The organism is Chroococcidiopsis sp. [FACHB-1243] (assembly GCF_014696895.1).
Taxonomy (GTDB): domain Bacteria; phylum Cyanobacteriota; class Cyanobacteriia; order Cyanobacteriales; family Chroococcidiopsidaceae; genus Chroococcidiopsis.
Window position 1 is genome coordinate 87,683 of the sequence record NZ_JACJQX010000024.1, and the last position, 21,638, is coordinate 109,320.

Annotated in this window: 18 protein-coding genes; 4 read left to right on the forward strand and 14 right to left on the reverse strand. The window is 46.0% G+C overall.

Annotation, left to right across the window (positions count from 1 at the left end; all coding sequences use genetic code 11):
• Window positions 1-29: 29 nt before the first annotated feature.
• The gene (locus H6G17_RS18735; RefSeq protein ID WP_192159673.1) at window positions 30-632 is read right to left on the reverse strand and encodes a pseudouridine synthase; all 603 of its coding nucleotides are present in this window, start codon (window positions 630-632) and stop codon (window positions 30-32) included.
• Window positions 632-1,057 carry a DUF1824 family protein gene (locus H6G17_RS18740; RefSeq protein ID WP_192159674.1) on the reverse strand — a complete coding sequence of 142 codons (426 nt, stop codon included), beginning with the start codon at window positions 1,055-1,057 and terminating at the stop codon, window positions 632-634. The genes H6G17_RS18735 and H6G17_RS18740 overlap by 1 nt, the downstream gene beginning before the upstream one ends.
• A 784-nt stretch (window positions 1,058-1,841) precedes the next feature.
• On the opposite strand from H6G17_RS18740, the gene H6G17_RS18745 reads away from it, so the two are divergent.
• The 3 genes from H6G17_RS18745 (at window position 1,842) to H6G17_RS18755 (ending at window position 6,424) form a co-directional block, all read left to right on the forward strand.
• The gene (locus H6G17_RS18745; RefSeq protein WP_192159676.1) at window positions 1,842-2,933 is read left to right on the forward strand and encodes a glycosyltransferase; all 1,092 of its coding nucleotides are present in this window, start codon (window positions 1,842-1,844) and stop codon (window positions 2,931-2,933) included.
• A gap of 39 nt (window positions 2,934-2,972) precedes the next feature.
• A complete protein-coding gene (locus tag H6G17_RS18750; RefSeq protein WP_192159678.1) occupies window positions 2,973-5,216 on the forward strand; it encodes a polysaccharide biosynthesis tyrosine autokinase in 2,244 nt (747 codons plus the stop codon).
• 71 nt (window positions 5,217-5,287) lie between these two features.
• Window positions 5,288-6,424, forward strand: coding sequence for a glycosyltransferase (locus H6G17_RS18755; protein WP_192159717.1), 1,137 nt, complete (start codon window positions 5,288-5,290; stop codon window positions 6,422-6,424).
• Window positions 6,425-6,455: 31 nt separating this feature from the next.
• Here the strand turns inward: H6G17_RS18755 and H6G17_RS18760 are convergent, their stop codons facing one another.
• The 11 genes from H6G17_RS18760 to H6G17_RS18810 form a co-directional block, all read right to left on the reverse strand.
• Window positions 6,456-7,130 (reverse strand): ATP-binding cassette domain-containing protein, encoded by a 675-nt coding sequence (locus H6G17_RS18760; RefSeq protein ID WP_192159680.1) that lies wholly within the window; start codon window positions 7,128-7,130, stop codon window positions 6,456-6,458.
• A 1-nt stretch (window position 7,131) separates the two neighbouring features.
• Window positions 7,132-8,370: an ABC transporter permease DevC gene (devC, locus tag H6G17_RS18765; protein WP_192159682.1), complete on the reverse strand. Its 1,239-nt coding sequence runs from the start codon at window positions 8,368-8,370 to the stop codon at window positions 7,132-7,134.
• Entirely contained in the window at window positions 8,367-8,549 is a 183-nt protein-coding gene (locus H6G17_RS18770; RefSeq protein WP_192159684.1) for a hypothetical protein, read from the reverse strand. The genes devC and H6G17_RS18770 overlap by 4 nt, the downstream gene beginning before the upstream one ends.
• On the reverse strand, window positions 8,536-9,726 hold the full coding sequence (locus tag H6G17_RS18775) for an HlyD family efflux transporter periplasmic adaptor subunit (RefSeq protein WP_199316838.1): 1,191 nt from the start codon (window positions 9,724-9,726) through the stop codon (window positions 8,536-8,538). Before H6G17_RS18775 ends, H6G17_RS18770 begins: the two co-directional genes overlap by 14 nt.
• 137 nt (window positions 9,727-9,863) lie before the next feature.
• Window positions 9,864-12,686 (reverse strand): hybrid sensor histidine kinase/response regulator, encoded by a 2,823-nt coding sequence (locus H6G17_RS18780; protein WP_192159686.1) that lies wholly within the window; start codon window positions 12,684-12,686, stop codon window positions 9,864-9,866.
• Window positions 12,687-12,832: 146 nt separating this feature from the next.
• Window positions 12,833-15,856: a methyl-accepting chemotaxis protein gene (locus H6G17_RS18785; protein ID WP_242038479.1), complete on the reverse strand. Its 3,024-nt coding sequence runs from the start codon at window positions 15,854-15,856 to the stop codon at window positions 12,833-12,835.
• 59 nt (window positions 15,857-15,915) lie between these two features.
• Complete coding sequence (locus tag H6G17_RS18790; protein ID WP_192159688.1) at window positions 15,916-16,392, reverse strand: chemotaxis protein CheW; 477 nt, start codon at window positions 16,390-16,392, stop codon at window positions 15,916-15,918.
• Window positions 16,393-16,607: 215 nt separating this feature from the next.
• Window positions 16,608-17,300: a TIGR00266 family protein gene (locus H6G17_RS18795; protein WP_192159721.1), complete on the reverse strand. Its 693-nt coding sequence runs from the start codon at window positions 17,298-17,300 to the stop codon at window positions 16,608-16,610.
• Window positions 17,301-17,386: 86 nt separating this feature from the next.
• Entirely contained in the window at window positions 17,387-18,064 is a 678-nt protein-coding gene (locus tag H6G17_RS18800; RefSeq protein ID WP_192159690.1) for a TIGR00266 family protein, read from the reverse strand.
• A 99-nt stretch (window positions 18,065-18,163) separates the two neighbouring features.
• The gene (locus H6G17_RS18805) at window positions 18,164-18,826 is read right to left on the reverse strand and encodes a TIGR00266 family protein (protein WP_192159692.1); all 663 of its coding nucleotides are present in this window, start codon (window positions 18,824-18,826) and stop codon (window positions 18,164-18,166) included.
• A gap of 165 nt (window positions 18,827-18,991) precedes the next feature.
• Complete coding sequence (locus tag H6G17_RS18810) at window positions 18,992-19,927, reverse strand: alpha/beta fold hydrolase (protein ID WP_192159694.1); 936 nt, start codon at window positions 19,925-19,927, stop codon at window positions 18,992-18,994.
• 268 nt (window positions 19,928-20,195) lie between these two features.
• Between H6G17_RS18810 and H6G17_RS18815 the strand changes: the two genes are divergently transcribed.
• Window positions 20,196-21,116 carry a shikimate dehydrogenase gene (locus tag H6G17_RS18815; protein ID WP_192159723.1) on the forward strand — a complete coding sequence of 307 codons (921 nt, stop codon included), beginning with the start codon at window positions 20,196-20,198 and terminating at the stop codon, window positions 21,114-21,116.
• A 38-nt stretch (window positions 21,117-21,154) separates the two neighbouring features.
• On the opposite strand, the gene H6G17_RS18820 is transcribed toward H6G17_RS18815, so the two are convergent.
• Complete coding sequence (locus H6G17_RS18820; protein WP_192159696.1) at window positions 21,155-21,457, reverse strand: hypothetical protein; 303 nt, start codon at window positions 21,455-21,457, stop codon at window positions 21,155-21,157.
• Between the last annotated feature and the right edge of the window lie 181 nt (window positions 21,458-21,638).

A 21,638-nucleotide genomic window follows, 5' to 3' on the forward strand; every position in this document is an offset into this window, starting at 1 on the left:
CTCTCCCTTGTCTCCCTTGTCCTCTTTCCCTATCCCCTAATTCCTAAATCCTTTAAAAGTAATTCTAGCTCTGGGGTGGTTAAGTCGCGCCATTGACCGGGAGACAGATCGCCTAGATATAGGTGAGCGATCGCCACTCTTATTAAGCGTAAGGTAGGAAATCCTACTTTAGCCGTCATCCGCCTTACCTGACGGTTTTTACCTTCTGTCAAGACGAGTTCTAACCATGCTGTAGGTACGCTTTTGCGATCGCGAATTGGCGGATTTCTTGGGGGTAAGGTTGGTTCGGGTTCTAGCAGTTTAACTTTGGCTGGTCGAGTTCGATAATTCTCAATTATCACTCCTTGTTCTAACTGCTGAATCGCTGATGCATTTGGAATTCGTTCTACTTGCGCCCAATAAGTGCGGCTATGTCCAAATTTAGGATCGGCAAGTCGATGTTGAAGTTGTCCGCGATCGGTCAGTAACATCAATCCCTCGCTATCCCAGTCGAGGCGACCGACAGGATAAACTTTGGGAATGGGAATGAAATCTTTAAGCGTGCGCCGCTCTTTTGCACCAGCGCCGCCATCGCTAAACTGGCTCAACACCCCGTAGGGTTTATTAAACAAAATGTAACGGTATTTATCCATTACTGAAACAAATCTAACGGTAAGTAACCGTAAGTACCGTTGACCGATTCCTCTACCAATGAATGACACGATACCAGCACGCCGCGATACTTACCCGTGTATGAGTCGAGGTAGTACGTCTGTCTTTGACCGTTGAATTTGATATAAACTGGAGCGATCGCCGCAGCTAAATCGGTAGGAGCGATGGCAATTGAATATCCTAGAGCTTTGGCATAAGATGCTAATGCTGCTAGCCCCTGCTCTGGCGTGTCGGCACAAATTCCGAAGTTGACGAAATCTGCTTGCGTGCTTAGGAGTACCAATGCTTGTTGCAGCTGGGCGGCTTCTGTTGCCGATTCTACCGATTTAACTTCCAAACAACTGAAAGTTTCCAGTAATTTTTGGGCTGTGGCGATCGCGAAACGATCCGAAAGTGGCTGAGACATAAGCAGCGATGCATGAGATGCATGAAATAACGCCTGAAGCTCTGCTTGTTGCCATAGTAGAACAATCTATGCCAAGCAACACGGAGGGAATAATTTACAGCCTGAAGTAACTTCTAAAGAATAGGCAAGCTAATTCCAAACTATTTTCAAAACATTGCCTAGAACTAGACCTATAATCGATTGGTCGAGGCTAAACTCTTGCCAATTGCGAATTTGATTTAAAGTTTAGTCTCTCATCGTAGCATATGGAAAGTCAGAATTTACTGGCTTTTCCAACTCGGCACGAACTGTTACCTCAGTTAAGTTCGCTTGATGTCAACGATTCTACTCAACTATAGATTCGATTTGGATTGACCGAAAAATATGAGCAAAGCATGAACCTCGATTTTAGTTTCAGTAATTCTGCCAATATGTTGTGAATCCTGTATTCAATGCAACTAATTCCTCTGTGAATGCGTCAAGTCCAATTGAATGTAGAACGCGAACTGCGATTCTCCCTCGCATAAGATTCATTTTTTGCTAGTGCTTCCATTGCTCAATTATTTAAAGTTTAGGTAAATTTTCTCAGCTAGGTATGCAATTCCATCGGTTCTCGATAACAAGTTGAGTATAATAATTTCTGTTTACCTATATTTTCAGTGTATCTACGCAAATGCCAGCTCTTACCAACAAGTACTATCTCTGGAGACATAGTTATTTGTACGTTCGCGGATTCAACAGATGAATTGTAATAATGCCTGTTCCTAAAGTTTGACTCTACTAAATAAACTTCTATTATTTTTTCATGAAGATAGCCCTAGTTCACGATTATCTAACGCAAAGAGGTGGCGCAGAGCGAGTTTTTGAACTGCTTTGTCAACGCTATCCCGAGGCAGACATCTTTACTTCTGTATACGATCCCGAACAAACTGTCGATTTAGGTAACCGTATAGTTCACACGACAGGATTACAAAAAATTCCAGGTGCAGCAAAATATTTCCGAATGCTGGCTCCTCTCTATTTCCCGGCTTTTCGCTCTCTGGATTTGCAGGATTACGACCTCATTATTAGTAGCAGCAGTAGCTTTGCTAAAGCTGTGAAGAAGAGGAAGGGAGCGCAACACATTTGCTTTTGCCATAACGTGACTCGGTTTTTGTGGGATACAAAAACTTACTTGAGAGAGTATGGGGACTATCATTATTTCTATCCGTTAATTGAATTGATCTTTCGCAAAATGCGAGAGGTTGACCGAATTTATGCTCAAGAACCCGACCTTTATATCGCTAACTCTAGTATCGTAGCTCGGCGAATTAACCAGCACTATGGCAAACCAGCGCTGGTGATTAACTACCCAATTAATAGCGGTAACTTTACTTTTTCTAATGACAAGGAAAATTTTTATTTAGCTTCAGCTCGTCTAATCAGTTACAAACGAATTGACGTAATTGTGGAAGCCTTTAACTGGCTGGGATTACCTTTAGTCATCATCGGCGATGGACCAGAACGCCAACGGCTAGAGTCAAAAGCGCTGAAGAACGTCAGATTTTTAGGACATGTCAGTGATGCCGAACGAAAATATTTGATGTCAAAAGCTTGCTCTGTTGTTGTTGCGGCTTTAGAAGATTATGGGCTAGTACCAGTAGAAGCAAATGCCAGCGGTACGCCCGTGATTGCCTATGGCGCGGGAGGAGTCATAGACACTCAAATTCCAGGACATACAGGAGTATTCTTTTACAGACAATCGCCAGATGCAATCCAAAATGCTTTGCTTGCTGCCAAAGAAATTCAGTGGGACTACGGCAAAATTCGCCATCACGCCCTGAGTCATTTTTCAGAACAAGCGTTTTTTAGCAAAGTTGAACGGGCGATCGCCGATACGGTGAGTAGCATTGCATAAGTTCATTAGGATCGTTGTAGACTGTTTGGAGTGCTAGGCATGGTTAGAGTAAATGAAAGTCATATGCCCATGACCGTCGAAGAATCAGACGGTGGTTACGGGCAGTTGTTAGCAGTTTTGATGCGCCGTCGCTACTGGCTGCTGGGGGTTATGGGAGCGGTGTTGACAATTGCCACTGTATTTACCTTAATCTCCAAGCCTACATATCAGAGCGAGATGCAGTTACTGATCGAGCCGAATTATCAGGGGAAGAAAGATGGCACGACCCCGAGACAAGGCGAACAGTATGCTGATTCTGGAGTCACGATTGACGACTATGCCACGCAAATTAACGTCATGCGTAGTTCGCTGCTGATTCAAAGGGCAGTCGATATTCTCCGCTCCGAATATCCTACGCTTACAGTGGCGGAGGTGAAGAAAAACTTAGTACTAAAACAAGTTGTTGAAGAAAAAGCCAATACCAAGATCGTCGAGGCGACTTATACAGCAAACGATCCGATTAAAGCACAAAAAGTCCTGAAAGCCGTCCATACAGTTTATCAAATTTATAACCGCGAACAACAAGAACAGCGGTTGAAAAAGGGTTTGAAGTTTATTAACGAACAAATCCCTGCCGTGACCAAGACAGTCGATCAAGCAGAGAATAAATTAGAAGAGTTTCGCAAAAATAATAACCTGATCGATCCAGAGCAACAAGCGGCGACAGTCAACAACTCGTTAAATGCGATCGCGCAGGAACGCGAAGTCATCCGCGCCCAGTATAATGACTTGCAAGCACGCTACGGTCAACTGCAACAGCAACTCGCTCGTTCTCCCCAACAAGCGCTAGTTGCTTCCCGCTTGAGCCAATCATCGCGCTATCAAACGCTACTCAACGAGTTGCAGAGAACGGAACTCGCCCTATCACAGCGGCGGGTTGTCTTCACGGATGAAGACCCTAACGTGAAAAAATTACTCGAACAACGGCAAAACCTGCTCAGCATGATGAAGCAGGAAGGCGGACGAGTTCTGGGTGAGGGACAAGCATCCCAAGCAGCAGCAGCTGGTAATGCGGCAGATGGTATTCTCCAGCAAGGACAATTAGGAGCGCTCGACCTCAACCTTGCAGGTCAATTGATCGAAGTACAGACAAACATGAATGCGATGCGGGCGCGGGATAACAGTCTAGCGCAAACACAGCAGAAGCTACGTAGCGATCTTAAGCGCTTCCCAGTGCTATTAGCAGAATACAACCGTCTAGTTCCCTTCGTCCAAATTAACCGCGATAAACTCCAGCAGCTGTTGAGAGCGCAGCAAGAATTAAGTTTAGAAATTGCTAGAGGTGGATTTGACTGGCAAGCTTTGGAAGAACCGCGTCTAGGATTGAAAGTTGGTCCCAACTTGAAGCTGAACTTGTTGTTGGGTCTAGTTGCGGGGTTGATGCTGGGTAGTTTAGCCGCCTTCTTGCGCGATGCCGTCGATGATTCCGTCCACAGTTCCGAAGACTTGGAGAGACAATTCGAGCTACCATTGTTGGGCATGACTCCAGAATTGCCCAGAGGCAGAGTGGCACAACCAGAAGTCAGTTTGCCTTTTGGCAAGCCACTTCACCTGTCGCCCTGGACGGTACAAGTACGAAATTGGCCCCCATCATGGGAATCGCTGGATTTGATTTATCGCAATCTCCAGTTGATGAACGAAATGGCTGCATTCAAATCTTTGGTGGTAACTTCCGCCGTAGCAGGTGAGGGTAAATCTACTTTAGCCTTGGGTCTAGCTTTAAGTGCGGCACGGCTGCACCAGCGTGTGTTGTTGATCGATACCGACTTGCGCCGTCCGAGTTTACATCAAATCCTGAATTTGCCCAACGATTACGGACTGTCTACCTTGTTGAGCAGCGATGCCACGCTGCCGATTCATAATGCAATTCAGTCTTCTGGCTCCTACATAGACATTTTGACTGCTGGACCACAGCCAGAAGACCCAGCCAACCTACTCAGCTCGCAAAGAATGCGAGAGTTGATGGCAGGATTCGAGCAAAATTACGATTTGATTTTACTCGATGCTCCACCTTTACTGGGTATGGTAGATGCGATGATTGCCGCTTCTTGCTGTACTGGTGTCGTGCTAGTTTCTCGCGTTGGTATGGTGAAGAAGACAGAGTTAGTACAAGCCAACGCCATGCTGAGAAAGCTTAACGTGATTGGAGTGGTGGCAAATGGCGTGAGTAACGTTTCTTACGGATATGGAGCCTACTCCAGAGAACAAGGAGTTGAGCTGAAAAAAGTTTGGGGAAATGGTTGATAGTTGATGGTTGATAGTTGATGGTAATTAACAACCAACTACCAATTACCAACTACCCATTACCAATTCGTATGAAAATCCTATTCCTCGATCAAAGTGGCAAGCCAGGAGGGGCGGAGCTTTGTCTGTTGGATATTGCTAAACCATATCGCGATCGCTGTTTAGTTGGTTTGTTCGCCGATGGTGGGTTTAAAGATTTACTCCAACAGCACGAAATTCCCGTGCAGGTGCTAACTGGGCGATCGCTACAAGTGAGTAAAGACAGTGGTTTGCTCCAAGGCGCGAGTAGCCTCGGTCAGTTGCTGCCTTTGATTGCCCGCGTTGCCAAAATTGCCCGCGAGTATGACATCATCTATGCCAATACGCAAAAAGCACTGGTGGTAGGAGCGATCGCATCCCTCCTCAGTCGCCGCCCTCTGGTCTATCACCTACATGACATCCTCTCAACCGAGCATTTTAGCCGCACCAACTTGCGTTTAGCTGTAACTTTGGCAAATCGTGCCTCGTTAGTGATTGCTAACTCTCAAGCAAGTCAAAAAGCTTTCCTCGCCGCAGGGGGAAATCCTAAACTCGTTCGTGTTGTCTACAACGGATTTGCCCCCCAGTTGTATCGACAGGAAAATTCTGTAGCTCAGACAAGACAGCAGTTGGGACTAGATGGCAAGTTTGTCGTCGGACATTTCAGCCGACTCGCACCGTGGAAAGGACAGCACATACTTCTAGAAGCACTGACGCAGTGTCCGCCAGAAGTGACAGCAATATTTGTTGGAGATGCTTTATTTGGCGAACAGGACTACAAGCAACAATTACACCAGCAAGTTGCCGAGTTAGGACTAGAACAAAGAGTCCAATTCTTAGGCTTTCGTAGCGATGTCGTGTCATTAATGGCAGCCTGTGACTTAGTTGCCCACACATCGATTGCTGCGGAACCATTCGGGCGCGTGATTGTCGAAGCTATGCTTTGCGGTCGTCCAGTCGTAGCCAGCCAAGCTGGGGGTGCAGTAGAACTGGTAGAGACAGGAAAAACAGGTTGGCTCGTACCACCAGGAGATGCTCAGAAATTAGCAGAGATTATCAATGCTTGTCGTCAGCAGCCTAAATTAGCTAGTGCGATCGCCCATCAAGCCCAAATTTCAGCCAGTCAACGCTTTGAATTGAATGAGATAAATCGGCAAATTGCCCAGCTTTTGGAGTCAGTTAACAGTTAACAGTTGCACTTTAATTCCGAATTCCGAATTCTCACTTTATTCTCCCATCCTCGATCTGGATAATGCGATCGGCAATATCCGAGATCCGATTGTCGTGGGTGACGAGCAAAACAGAGCAATTTGTTTCTTTGGCAAGACGCTGGATTGCATCAACAATATCTCGTCCCGTCTTGCTATCTAGAGCTGCGGTTGGCTCGTCGGCTAATACTAATTTGGGTTGAGCTACCAAAGCACGAGCGATCGCCACTCGTTGCTGTTGTCCGCCAGAAAGAAAAGCTGGGTAGGAGTCAATTTTATCGCCCAGTCCGACAGATTCTAGAATCGCTGTGACTCGTTGTCTGTACTCCCGTTTGGGAATTTCTGGGTGTAGTTTCAAAGACATACGCACGTTACCAGCAGCAGAAAGGCATTTCAACAGGTTGTTGTGTTGGAAAATAAAGCCAATTTGGTTGCGTACCTTGGTCATCTGATGTTTACCAATTCCCTGTAATTCTTTGCCTAATACTTTTAAGCTGCCCGCTTGTACCGATCGCAATCCGCCAATTAGCGATAATAGTGTTGTCTTACCGCTACCAGATGGTCCCGCCAGAATAATAATTTCCCCTGGATAGATTTTTAGATTTATCTCTGTCAGTACGGGCTTGCGTAGCGTCCCTTGTCCGAAGGCATGGTTAAGACTGGAGACGGTAACAGTAGGTTGTTCCATATCAAAACACTTCGGCTGGATCGGCGGAGCGGAGTTTGCTGGAGGCGATCGCGCCGGAAATGGCACACATGATTATGGTAAGAATAAATACTTGAATGGCAACACTTGCTTTCATGACTAAGGGAATTCTAGTCAATATCACCAACAATTCATACAGTCCAATTGAGGCGATAAAACCAGGAACGAAGCCCATGACACCGAGAACGATCGCTTCGCCTAGAACGACCATGAGTAAGGAGCGATCGCTATAACCCATTGCTTTAAGCGTGGCATACTCTGAAAGGTGGTCGCTGACATCAGAGTAAAGCACTTGATAGAGAATAATTACTCCGACGACAAAACCCACAACCGTACCAAACTTGAGAATAATGCCTTCTGGCTGCGCCTCGTGGAACTGTCGTTCGCGCTCGATTAATTCTGCTTTGGTGTAAACTCCAACATCTTTGGACAGGCGATCGCGCAATCTAGCCTGTACTGTAGCAATATCGGCTCCTGGGGACAAACTTACGACCCCAATCCTGACTTTTTCCATGCTCTCCTCGCCAAACCGCTGAGCGTAAGTCCAATCGCTAACGATGACATTACCCTTGTCGTTGATGGTGCTACCCATACTGAAAAGTCCCGTAACGTAAGTGCGATGATTTTCCATCAGGGTTAAAACTTCTGGGCGATCGCGCAACATGGCGGAGATCTCCCCTAGAGATGACTGAGACAGGCGATCGAACAATACCGCATCTGGTGCATTTAATTTGAAACTCTGCTGATTCACCTCTGGTAGGTTGAGTGTAGGTTGGGCAGGGTTAATTGCAATAACTCTGACTTCGTTGCCAAAAGCACGTGGTTGTTTTTGGCTATTAGAGCTATCTTGCCCAGCAGCAAGTTGCTGTGGATCTACCCAATTTGCTCTGCTAATATACACCGGAGCCACAGCAGTAACACCTTCAACCGCCGCAGCTTGGTAAAGATAAGCCTGGGGAAAATTAATTCTAAATAGCAAACTAGGGCTAGATGCAGAAACTAGTACCAATTCCCCTGCTAGACTTTGATGCAGTTTCGTAGTCCCATCTGTCAGCATGGCTAGCAGTCCCAGCTGAGTAAACATCAGAATATTAGCAAAGCAAATCCCCGTCGTTGCTACAGCAAGACGAACTTTTTGATGAGACAACTGCGCCCAAGCCAACGGAGTCTCTATCTCAGATGGGAAACGCTTACGTAAAGATTTGAGCAAGGAAAGTTTCATGAAAATTGGTAATGGGTAGTTGGTAGTTGGTAATGGGTAATTGGTAATGGGTAATTGGTGAAAGGCGAGAGGCAAGAGGCGAGTGGTAAATTTTGAATTTTGACTTCTCCCTCAGCTCCCTCAGCTCTCTTCCTCCCCTGCTCTCTTCCCCGACTTCCGACACCCCTATTGGTTAACATCAATCTTTACTCGTACCTGCATCCCCGTGAAGGTAGCAACTTTCGGACTATCTTCGGAGTTGAGGCGGATTTTGACTTCTACGACGCGGGCATTAACATCAGTGGTTGGCTTGCTATCGTCTTGATTGAGGCGAGTTTTGCCAACTTGAAAGCCGATCTGAGCGACTTTACCCCGAAGTTCCCCCGAAAAACCACCATACTCGCTGGAGACTGTGACAGCCTGCTCTAATCGCACTTTACCAATATCGGTTTCGTAGACTTCAGCCAATACGTACATTTGCTTTGTCTTACCTAATTCGGCAATTCCTTCTTCAACGTTGACTCGTTCGCCAACGCGAGTGTTAATTCTTAAAATTTGTCCGGCAACGGGAACTCGGACTTGAGTATCGTCCAATTCAGCTTGCCGCTCTTGCACCTGAATTATTGCTTGCTTTAGCTCAGCCTGGGCAATTTTAACATCGACAGGGCGAACCTCTTGTAGTCTAAACAAATTTGCTCTTTCTTTGACTAATTGTGCTTGTAAAGTCGAGCTGGTATTGTCTGCGTCGGCTTGCCGCTCTGCTAGCACTGCTTGCGCCTTGTTCATCTCTTCAATGGTGTTATCCAGTTCAGAGCGACCGATCGCCCCTTGCTGCCACAGAAAAAGATTTCGTTGTTGTCTCAACTTAGCATTGCTCAGAGTAGCTTCCACTTCAGCGATCGCAGCGGCTTTCTGCTTAGTTTCGCTACGCAACCGTGCCTCTAATTCGGCGATCGCTGCTCGTTGAGCCGCAATCTCTCCAGTTTTTGCATCTCCTTGTTGAATTTTGAGCAACTGAGCCTGCTTCACAGCTACATTGGCTTGCGCGTTTCGCAATTGTTGTTCGAGCCTGTCTCGTCCTTGCAGAATTGCGATCGTCTGATTTGCCTGCACGAAATCGCCTTCTTGCACCAAGATTTGGTTCACGCGACTGTCTTCGGCATTGAAAACTGAAATTTTCGTCACATTTCCAGCTGGAATTAGTTTTCCCAAAGCAACTACACGAGTCACAGCTTTAGGGATAGCTGATGGTGTTTCCGGCGTATCATTCTGAGCGCGAATACTGCCACAACCAACACACAAACTCCAACTCAAAATAGCCATGCGGAGCGCATACAACCGCAGACGAGAAGTTGCTCGATTTTGCTGCTGAGCCACGCATTCGTCTCCTAAATCAGCTATTAGTTATCAGTTATCGGTTATCAGTGGTGCGTGGTGCGTGGTGCGCGATGCGTGAGGAAGGGGTGTGGGGTGTAGTAAGTGGTATTTTTGCTCCCTCAGCTCCCTCAGCTCCCTCAGCTCTCTTCTTCCCCCCCATTTATCAAACGCTCCAGCGTTTCTGACAATTGCTGCTTGTCATAAGGCTTGCAGAAAAAGGCAGTTGCACCCAAGTTTAAAGCCAGTTGGCGTTCTTTAATCCCACTGCGAGAGGTCAACATGACAATGGGTAACTGTTGGAAAGCTGGATTGGATTTCACCCTAGCCAAGAAACCGTACCCATCGAGCCGAGGCATATCGATATCGCAAACTACAGCAGCAATTTGAGCACCACTCATCAACTTTTCTAAAGCATCCAGTCCGTCTTTGCCCTGTTCGACTCGATATCCTGCTTTTTCTAGCGTTAAAGATAAGAGGCGACGAACATTAATCGAGTCATCGACGACTAAAATTGTCGGGCGTTGGTTTTGTAGCTCTGCCGCTGCACGATGGCGATCCTCTGGCTCTAAGCTGGCAGGGTGTTGGCTAGTGGCAATCCAGTAAAGTAACTCTGAGGTGTTGACCAAGGGAACGACCTTACCATCGCCTAAAATCGTACAGCCGTTGAAGCCAGGAGGCATGGGAATGTTACCTTCGACCGGACGGATGGCAACTTCCTGTTCGCCCCAACAACGGTCTACTTGCAAACCAACCCAATCGCTACCATTAGCAATTAATAATACTGTTGGTGCGCTCATGAGGGGCTGAGTTCTTTCTTCGTTAGCGTTTTGCAGGCGACGAAATTTCAGCCAATCGCCCAGATAAATCAGCGGGACTGAGTATTCTTTCCAGTGCAGTTGTGGTTTGTCTTCGATTGTAGATATTTGTTCTACATCGAGCAGGAGCATTTCTTCGATCGCCGTGGTGGGAAAAGCCAGTAATATCCCCCGACTTTCCACCAATAGCACCCGTGCCACCGATAAAGTGAGGGGAACGCCGATCGTAAATGTCGTACCCACTCCTGCCTTAGTTTCTACTTTAATATCGCCACGCACTTGACGCAGGTTTGTGCGGACGACATCCATCCCGACACCGCGACCGGACAAGGAAGTGACTTCATCGGCAGTACTAAAACCAGGCTCGAAGATCAGGGTTAAAACTTCTTCATCGCTAGCATTGGCGATCGCCTCCCGATCGAGTCCCAAGTGTTGCGCCCGCTGTCTGACTTTATCGAGCGCAATCCCCCGCCCGTCGTCTTTGAAGGTAATCAGGGCTTGATTGCCCCGATATGATGCTTCAATTGAAATCGTACCTTGTTCCGGCTTACCGCTAGCTTTGCGAGTTTCAGGGTCTTCTATACCATGATCGAAGGCATTACGCAACAAATGCATCAGCGGGTTGCCCAGGGCTTCTAAAATACTGCGATCGATCGGAGTATCGCCGCCTTGAATTTTGAGTTCGACATTTTTACCGTGCTGTAAAGCCAATTCCCGCAAGGCTCTAGGAAACCGCCCGACCAGATCGGCAAACGGACGCATTCGCAGTTGGTTGATGCAAAATTGCAGTTGTTTTGCCGTGCGGTTGAGGTCGCCAACAATTTGCTCTGTTTCCTGCAAGCACAGATCGATGTCTCCGCTCACTTCTTGCAATTGCACCAGGTTTGCCATTACTTCTGTCGAAGCCTCGTCTGCTGCCTCATCTAGATTATTACCACTATCTATTGGGGGCGTTGGCTGAGGCGATCGCGGGGTTGTTTCCTGCCGCAATTGGCTGCTGTCAGGAGAAAAGGCAACTTCTGATAGAAAAGATGATGTCGTGGGTAAAGCTGATGGAAATGGAGACGGTGGCAGTGTCGCAGTCCGACGACGGTGATGGGATTGTTGCAGCGATCGCACTTTCCGTTCCAGAATTTTGACGGAGTTCCGCAACCTCTCTATTTGTAAGTCGAGTCCGCTGCGTTCTATGGTCAACTCCCCAAACAGATCGTTGAGTTGCTCCAGCTGTTTGAGCGGAACTCTAACGGTATTTTCCTGCGTCTCCTTCAGTTCGGCTGGCGGCGCGAGATCGAGCGGAGATGATAATCTAGCAGGACTAGCATCTGTAACGAGTACAGGATCGGCAGTACTTGGACTTGAGACAACTTCCTCTACAACACCATCTAAATTGAGCGTCGAGGGTAAACCCTGTAATTGTCCCGCCATAATTGCGGCTTGCGATCGCCGCCACGCCTGCAAAGCTGCCTGGGCGATCTCTTCCTCCCGTGCGGGTTGAGTTGCTAATAGCTGTTTTACGGAGCTACACAAACTGTTAAACTCTGGTAGCTCTAGTACTTCCCCCAAATCGCTTAAATCTTGGGCGATCGTCACAACTTCTGCGCCCAAATTAGACTTATTCTCTTGCGCCAAAATCGTCTCTAGCTGCTGCAAATAAGCATCAACTTCCGCTTCAAACAGCATTTGGATCGTTTCTAATCCCTGCTGCGGTGACAGAGGTGTAACTGTTTCCTGTTCTTCCCTTGGTTCTCCGAGTATTTGTTGCAACTGCTCGAATAACGGTTGAACTTGACTTGTTTGCCATTGCTCGTCTACAACGTTTGTCTGACGATTTGTCGTGACGACGTGGCGCAAACAATCCACAGCGCTCAACAGCAACCTTTCTACTTCTGGCTGAATCTGCTTCTGAGTTCTAATGACTTTAAAAAAGTTTTCTAGGCGATGAGCTAAATGACTCAGAGTTGAAAATTCCATCATTGCCGCTCCACCCTTAATCGAGTGTGCCGATCGCAGCATCGCATCAACTTCTTGCCGTGTCAGTTCCGCACGACCGCTCACTCCAATTAGCTTTGACTCGATCGCATCCAAATGGTCTTGGGCTTCTTCTAAAAACTGGAGCTGAATTTCACGTTCTTTATCCTGAGTCATTTTGGTGTGAGGAGTGGTTAGTTGATGGTTGATGGTTGATGGTTAATAGTTGTTGGTTGTTGGTTGTTGGTAAGAGGCAAGAGGTAAATGTTGACTTCTCCCTTGTCTCCTTTGTCTCCCTTGTCTCCCTTGTCTCCCTTGTCTCCTCAGCTCTCCTTTCCCTTAACTGTCTCAGCGTCGTCAGCTGTCTCAGCATCCTTAACTGTTTCAGCGCCCCCCACTATCTCAGTTCTCTTCCTCCCCAGCTCCCGCATTTCGTCGCCAACTTTAAACTTGCCAACGGAAACTTGCAGTTGTTGGGCAACTTCTACGGTACGTTGTAAGGAATTGGAGATTTGACGGGAGTATTCGGAAGATCCTGCCGATACACCAGCAATTTCTTGCATCAATTCCGTAACCATTTGTGCTGTCTCAACTTGGGAAATCGTGGCACGCGAAATCGATTGCACCAACTGATAAATTTGATGCGATTCTTCTAAAATTCGTCCCAAACTTTGTTTGGAATCTTCCACAAAATTCGCGCCTGCGATCGCCTGCTGGTTGCCGATTTCCATCGTCCGCACGACATAGCTCGTTTCCATTTGAATATTCTCGACAATTTGTTCGATTTCCTGCGTGGCTGCGGCTGATTTGGCGGCGAGCTGCCCGATTTCTTCTGCCACGACAGTAAATCCCCGTCCGGCTTCTCCGGCGCGTCCGGCTTCGATGCTAGCATTAATGGCTAAAACATTGGTTTGCAGGGCGATGTGATTGATTAAAGATACGACTTTCGAGATCTGTTGAGTCGATTCGCCTAACTGTTTGGCTTGCATCGCGGTTGTTGTCACTGTATCGCGCAAACTCAAAATACTCTGTACCGTGCGATCCATTGCTTTGCCACCAGTCTCTGCCGTGCTAAAAGCAATGCTAGCAACTTCGGCGGCGCGATCGGCGCTAGCTGCTACAGCTTGAATCGAATGAGTCATGCGCTGTACTGAGTCTAGGGTGCGATCGATATCCTGGGCTTGTTTGAGTGCTTCGTCGGCGAGTTGGCGGATTGCGCCTGCGTTTTCGTCTACCGAAATATTCACTTGTGTTGCCGCTTTTTTCACCTGCACGACTAATTGTCTGAGGCTTTCGATAATGGCGTTGAAAAATTCTGCTACCGTGCCGATTTCTCCAGTGGTTGTGTTTGCCCTAACTGTCAAATCTCCCCTTGCCGTGCCTTCAATTTGGGCTAGCAATTGTACGAGTTTTTGCTGCAAAATTTCTTTTTGTTGTCTTTGGTCGAGGGAAATCGTTTCAGCTTTTTGGCGAGAAGCTTCTACCTGTTCTAAAAGATGAGCTTGATCGAGGGCAAAGCCAATTTGAGTTGCTAACTGGGTAAATAAATCGATATCCGCTTGCTGCCAGATCCGTGATTTAGAACATTGATGGGCAATGAGTAAACCTAACAATTCGCGATCGCGAATCAGCGGCGCAACCAACGTAGCCTTAACTTCAAATTTTTCTAACTGTTTGACATGACAAGCTGCTAGTCCGGCTTGATAAATATTGTCGATCGCCCTTACCCTGCCTTCGCGATACTGTTGGGCGTAACCTTCCCGAAAGCAGCTATCATCTATTGTCTGCCCGACTAACTGCTGCCAACCAGGGGCTACTGACTCGGCAATAATTTTTCCCTGCCAGTCAGGATCGAAGCAATAGACGACAACGCGCTCTGTTTTCAGGACGCGCCGTACTTCCCGCACGGCAGTGACTAAAATATCTTGAAAGTTAAGCGACTGCCGAATTTGCAAAGTCAGATCTGTGAGTAAATTAGCTCTTTCGACAGTGCTTTGCTGTTGTTCGAGTTGGGTTTGCAGTTGTTCCGCCATGCGGTTAATATTTGCCGCTAACACCCCGACTTCATCTTCGCCTGTCACCGGAACGCGAGTGTCGAGTCTGCCTTGTCCTAGTTTGCGCACGGCGCGAGAAACGGTGACAATTGGGCGCAGGGCGCGGTTGACTAGAATTGTCGCGATCGCTGCTGCTAGTAATGTGGTCAATCCCGTTGCTCCCATAAAAGTGAGCAGCAACCCGCCGCGAATGTCGGCAAATAGCTCGTCACTAGGCTGAGCAATCGCTACTCCCCAATTCAGTTTGGCTAATTCTTTAATTGCTGGTAACGGTGCATAAGATAGCAAATATTCTTGTTGTTGCTGGCGATTGATATCGTATGTACTACCCAGGGTTGATGATTTTTGCAGTTGCGTGACTGCCTGGGGAAAAATGGCTTTGACATCTTTCCCCAAGTATTCGGGATACGATGCTGGGGCAATGAAGATCGTACCGCGCTCGTTGAAAGCCAGGAACTCCTCAATCTGCAAGCCAGGAATATTTTTGGTCAGTTGCCGATCTTGCTGTTGCACGCTGCGATCGAAATACCCTACAGGAGTGCGGGTACGGACTATGCCAATGGTTTGCCCCGTGTCTGGATCTTTGACTGGTGCAGCGGTAAAAATCGAGTACTGTCCCGTGGCGATGGATTTACGCGGCGGCGTAATGACTGGGCGATCGCCCTTCAGGGCTGCCTGAAAGTAGTCGATTTTGTTGTAGTTTTGAATCACATCTCCAACGGATTGCATCACGACATCGCCGTCCAGATCCAGCAGGACGATACTGTCGTAGCCTTGACCGTTCTTAATATATTGGTCTAAAAATGCTTGTCTTTCTGCTTCTGGTAGCGATCGCCGAATATAAGGGCGATTGAATAGCGTCATGCTTGCCAGGGTTTGTACGTCCTGGTAACGTCCGATTAAAAATCGATCTAAGCGATCGGCGAAAGATGCAACTCGCACTTGCTGTTGCTGTCTGATATTCTGAGTAATATTACTACTGGTGAGGTGATAGGCGGTTGCTCCTAAAAGAACGATCGGAATCGTGCTAACCGCGATCGCTCCAAGCGTAGCTTTGGCTCTCAAGCCGATCCGCTGCCACCACCACGAACGCGACTTGGAGGGAGGACGCTTAACTGAGTTAACGCCGTGAGGCACTGTAGTTTGTCCGGCAGCGATCGTCAGCGGGTTAGTATGACTTTTGGTTAAACCAGACTCCGGCTCTTGAGTGCGATCTGCTTGACGATTCATCCCAATTTTGCGATCTTCTCCTGCCGTGTCTTGCCTCGGTTCTTTCTTAGAGCGTATATTCATAAACTCAGCGTCTCCAGTAAGAGCAATTCCGCCAAACACCAATCATTTCAACATCAAAGCTATTTCCTGTACAGAGCGGGGGCAAGTAAAATTGCTTCTGCATTGACTACGAGTATTAACTCTTGTTCCTGGACGATACAGCCATGAAGGAAAGGAATTAATGCTGATGTTACCAGCTCTTTTGAGGATTGAACCAAGTCTGGAGTAAAGTATTTTACGCCGTTGACTTCTGGTACGAGTAACCCCAAAGTCATTTGCTGGGCTTGAATTAAAATGACGTTATATTGCGAGATATTATGGTCGAGCGGCTGCAAGCTGAGGATCTGAGCCAAATCGACTACCCACAATACCCGATTGCGGTGGTTCAGCAAACCGACTACACACTCAGGCATATTGGGCATAGGGGTGATTCTCCGTGCGGGTATCATTAATACCTCTTGCACGTACTCCATTGCCAAAATAGCAGGAATTTTTTCTGCCAGATAAAATTTTAAATATCTTTCACCTGGACGGGTTTCTATTTCTGCTGAATTCATTCGCGATCGCAACTAATTTGGCTGAGCTTGCCTAACCGAAGACCTAACGATTTTGGCATTTAGCATAACATCCTCAGTCTGGTTGGGAACAAAATTTATATTTCATTAAGATGTGGTACGTGGTGCGTGGTACGTGACTTAATTGCGAATTGCGAATTGAAATTGCTCCCCTGCTCCTCTGCTCCTCTGCTCGTGCGCTCCCTGCTCCCTTAAATTCAATCGCTACTCTTAGCGGGACGAAAAGCGTCTAAGAAATTAAGTAAATTATACATTTGACGAGATTGAATCCAAAGCTTGCCTTGACCTCGGAAGCGACAAACCAATCCTTCTCCACCTAAAAGTCCCGTTCTCAGATTCTTAAATGATAAACCACCGATCGTTTCTACGTGATAACTGAGTGAATCTTCAAAAGCAACCACGTAACCCGTATCCACTACATAATCGCCTTCTACGGGAATCTCAATAATTGCACCATAGGAGCTAAACCAAAGATCGCCCTTACCAGTAACTCTTAACAAAAATAAAGATTCACCGCTAAAAAAACCTCTAAATCCTTGAAACGAAGGATCGATTTCCACTGTATGGCTAGCAGCCACAAATCCCGAAGATTGCAGCATTAAACCTTTACCGTCTAGATAATAATGCTGAATATCTCCTGGTACTCCTGGGGAAAGCAATAGCTGTCCAGCTCGTCCTTCAGCGGTAAATTCGCTCATAAATAAAGACTCGCCTCCTACCATTCTGCCTATTCCTTTCATCAATCCTCCTTTCATCTTGGACTTCATTTTTATCCAAGAGTCCATCGCCGCCATTGCCCCAGATTCGACCAACACAGTTTCATTTGCCCTCAAATCGAGTTGCAAAGAAGTATAAGCGGGAGAATGTTCGAGTTTATAAGTGATATTCATAATTGGTAATTGGTAATTGGTAATTGGTAATTGGTAAATTTGTAGAGACGTTACATTTAACGTCTCTACACTGATAACTGATTCCCTCATTTTGCAGGTAATTGCGAGCCAACTATTTGACCGAAAGCATTAGCATTGTGAGTTTGGCAAAATAATCTACCTTTACCTTGAAAGCGACAGGCTAATCCTTCTCCGCCTAAAAATGCTCCAATTAAATTAGAGCCAACTTTTGTAATGCTAAAATTCAAACTTTTTTCAAAAGCTACAATATGCCCAGTATCAACGATATACTCGCCATCAACAGAAATTTCGTAAATTGCTCCAAAAGATGTTAGGATAACTTGACCGGAACCACCTATATCTAACCAAAAGATTGATTCTCCTGAAAAGAACGATCTAAATCCTTGAAACCCGACGTTAATATCGACATTCGCTTCGCTAGCTAAATAAGAACTTGCTTGAACAACTAGCCCAACTGATGACATTTGATAAATCAAAATATCGCCCATTAATTTAGGGGCTAAAAAGACTTCACCGTCATGTGTGGGAGAACGAAATATACTCAAAAATAAAGACTCTCCCGCCATCATTCGTTTAAGTCCGCCCAGAATGCCACTGCTTTTTCCTTGTCTGAGGGCAGTACTAGCATTGATATAACTACTCATAGCAATCATACTGCCTGCTTCCGCCACTAACTCCTCGCCAGCACTCATCGTAATATGAGCGATCGCGCTATCAGGTTGATGTAAGATATCTATGTTCATAGGGTAATTGGTAGTTGGTAGTTGGTAGTTGGTAGTTGGTAATTGGGTGGTGCGTGAAAAGATGTCGCTGATAACTGATAAATGACAACTGATAACTGACTACTTGACTTGCGATCGCAAATATCTAACTAATCCGTCAATACTGCGAGATTGTAAATAAATATCGCCCGTACCAGAAAGACGATTGACTAATCCTTCGCCAGAAGTGACGGAACCAACTAAGCCACCAGCTAAGCCAATACTCATTTTAATTTTTGGTTCGTAGGCAACTAAGTGTCCGCTATCGACAACAAATTCTCCTTGAATCTGCTTTTTTGTAATCCCGCCATAGCAGCCAAAAAATGCCCTACCACTACCACTAAGTTTCAGTTTAAATAATCCTTCACCTGCCAACCAACTTTTAATTTCCGCCCATTGCAAGCCCATTTTCACCCCTACACTATGGGCAACAAATGCCCCAGGTTGCAAGCAAATATCTCCCTGACTCAGATCGATTCTGCCAATATCGCCAATTGTGGATTGAGTTAAAACTAATCTAAGGGATTGTTGAGTCCGATTGGTAAAAGTATTCACGAATAAAGATTCGCCACCCAAAAACTTTTTCAGTAAGGCAGGAATTAAACCACCAGAAAATTTAGTTTGGATTGATAACTGGGCATCCATACTCGTCATTGCCCCAGCTTCAGCAGTAATACTTTCCCCAGGATCGAGCGTGACGAAAATAGCAGCAAAGGCTGGTTTGTAGCGAATATCGTATTTCAAAGCCCTAATTCCTACTCTCGATAATGCACTTAATATGGAGTAGGAAATGCGCGATCGTCCAGTTTATTTGAAGAATTAATAAGATTTTGCTAAATTATTTACGATCTGTGCATTAAATCCAAAATTTGTAGGGTGCGTTGATAACGCACCCTACGAGATATTACTTTACGCAGCAATTGAAAAAACCCAATCTCGCAACAATAAATTCACCTGTTCGGGAACTTCATCATGGGGACAATGACCTGCTTTCAAGAAGTATTCTTGCAGTTGTGGATAATATTGACGAAACTTGGGACTTCGCCCTCTGGCATTCATCCACGGGTCGCCCTCACCCCACAATAATAATAACGGGCAAGTCAATTGTTGTAGCAATATATCAACTTTTTCCCCTTGAGGAGTGCTGAAAACTGAGGCAAATACATCCACTGCACCAGGATCGCACGCCGGACGATAAATGTCTTCTACTAACTGGTCTGTGATGGCACTTTTATCGAGATAGACTTTTTCTAAAGTTTGCCGAATTACCCACGGTTGGCGAATGTACTGAAATAACAGAAACCGCGCCCAAGGCTGCTGAAAAATCCACTTTGTCACATCGCCAAAGAATTTTTGCCATAAATCTGGTTGGCGTGGTGGTTGAACTTCAGTTTGCACTGATTCGGATTCCACGCTAGGCTGTTCTTCGCTAAAAGGACCAGCACTATTCAGTAATACTAACCCTGCTGCGGCATCTGGACGCTGGGCAGCAACGCACAAACTTGCATATCCGCCTAATGAGTTACCAGCTAGTACCGCAGGCTGTTCGATGACTTCGGTGATAAAATCATGCAGTTGGTCGCGCCACAAGTTACCGCTATATTGCAGTTTAGCTTTAGCGGAGCGTCCGAAACCAATCAGATCGATCGCGTAGACTTGAAAATCCTTTTGCAGTTCGGCAATATTTTTGCGCCAGTGGTCGGTAGAAGCACCAAATCCATGTACTAATAGTAAAGGTGGGTGCTGAGGATGGGGCGTTCCCGCCTTGACATAGTAAATCGAATGCCCGCGCCACTGCCAATATTTACCAGGAACCGAGGTTGTAGCAGCTGTTGTTGTTTGCACGATTTAGTAATGTTAAGTAACTTTACTAATTTTAATTTAGTAGTAATTGGTAACTGGTAGTTGGTAATTGGTAATCGGTAATTGGTGATTTCCCTACTTCTGTACAGGGGGTTTGACTGAAAATTACTTGTTTTCCACGGACGTGTTGAATAAACTCGCTTCTACAATTGCAGACACGGGTGGGTTTAGCTGCCGAATTATTTGTGACGAGACAGGTATCCTCACAAAACCCACCCCTACAAAAAACCCGCCCCGACAATTCCCTCATATGATTACAGGCAAAACAAAACTACTTGGCGTAATTGGACATCCGGTGGAACATTCCCTTTCACCCGCGATGCACAATGCCGCGATCGCCCATTTAGGATTAGATTATGTTTATCTCCCCTTACCCGTAAAACCAGAAGATTTAGCTGCTGCACTCCAAGGTTTTGCAGCGATTGGCTTAGTCGGTTTTAACGCCACCATTCCTCACAAACAGGCGATTTTGCCCTTTCTATCAGAAGTCTCTCCCGTAGCGCAAGCAGTAGGCGCAGTCAATACTGTCTGGCGCACAGATGAAGGGTGGGCGGGAACCAATACTGACGTGGAAGGATTTCTCGCACCGCTTTTGGAAAAGTCAAAAGTCCCAAGCCAAAAGTCAAAAGTTGAAACTAACTCACCAACTACCAACTACCAACTACCAATTACCAATTACCAATTACCAATAGCAGTCATTCTCGGTAATGGCGGTGCAGCTAGGGCTGTAGTGGCGGGTTGTTCTCAGCTAGGTTGTGCGGAAATTTGTGTCGTAGGGCGTAATGAGGTAAAGTTACAGGAGTTTTACACGAGTTGGGGTAATTCTCAAGTTCAAGCTAACTTGCAAGTCTATACTTGGGATAAGCTACCGGATTTAATTGCCCGTGCTAATTTACTAGTGAATACAACGCCCATTGGTATGTATCCTCATGTCGATCGATCGCCTTTGAGTCTAAGTGAGATGGCAGTATTAAAACAAGGTGCGATCGCCTACGATTTGATTTATACTCCTCGCCCGACGCTTTTTCTACAACAGGCACAACAACAAGGTGCAATAACTATTGATGGTTTGGAAATGCTAGTACAACAAGGCGCAGCTGCTTTAAAAATTTGGTTACAGCAACCCGTTCCTGTAGAGATTATGCGCCAAGCACTACAACACCAACTCTAGAAAAGCTTTTACAACTACTCGTCACTTACTACTCACTTTTAAAGAGCTTCAAAAGTAGCACGTTTCAGACCTTTAGTATACAAGTGCATCAGTAAGTTCTGATTTTGGTAATCTTCATCAAATTCAATGTCTATTTTCATTTCTGGATCGATTGGTTTAAATTGAGTTGGGCTACAAGAATAAATTGGAAAGCTAAAGTTAGGTACGCTTATTGTTAAGTGTTTTTGCTTAAAAGTCAGTAACCAAATAGCTCCAGTTTTCCGATTAATTAGATTAGTTGGTTCGGGTTCAATTTTCATATCGCCAATCAAATTTTCTACACTGATAAACTTAACTGTCAAGCAGACTGGTTTGTGAAAAACTTCACTTACTAGTTTTTTTTGTTCTAAAGTGAGTTTTTGCCAACTATTCCCCCAAGATGCAGAAATGTTGAATCCTGAGACAAATCTTCATATAATTTTTGATACTTCTCTGTGAAAAGAGAATCGGTCAACATTTCACGATCTTCTCCATCCAATGAAC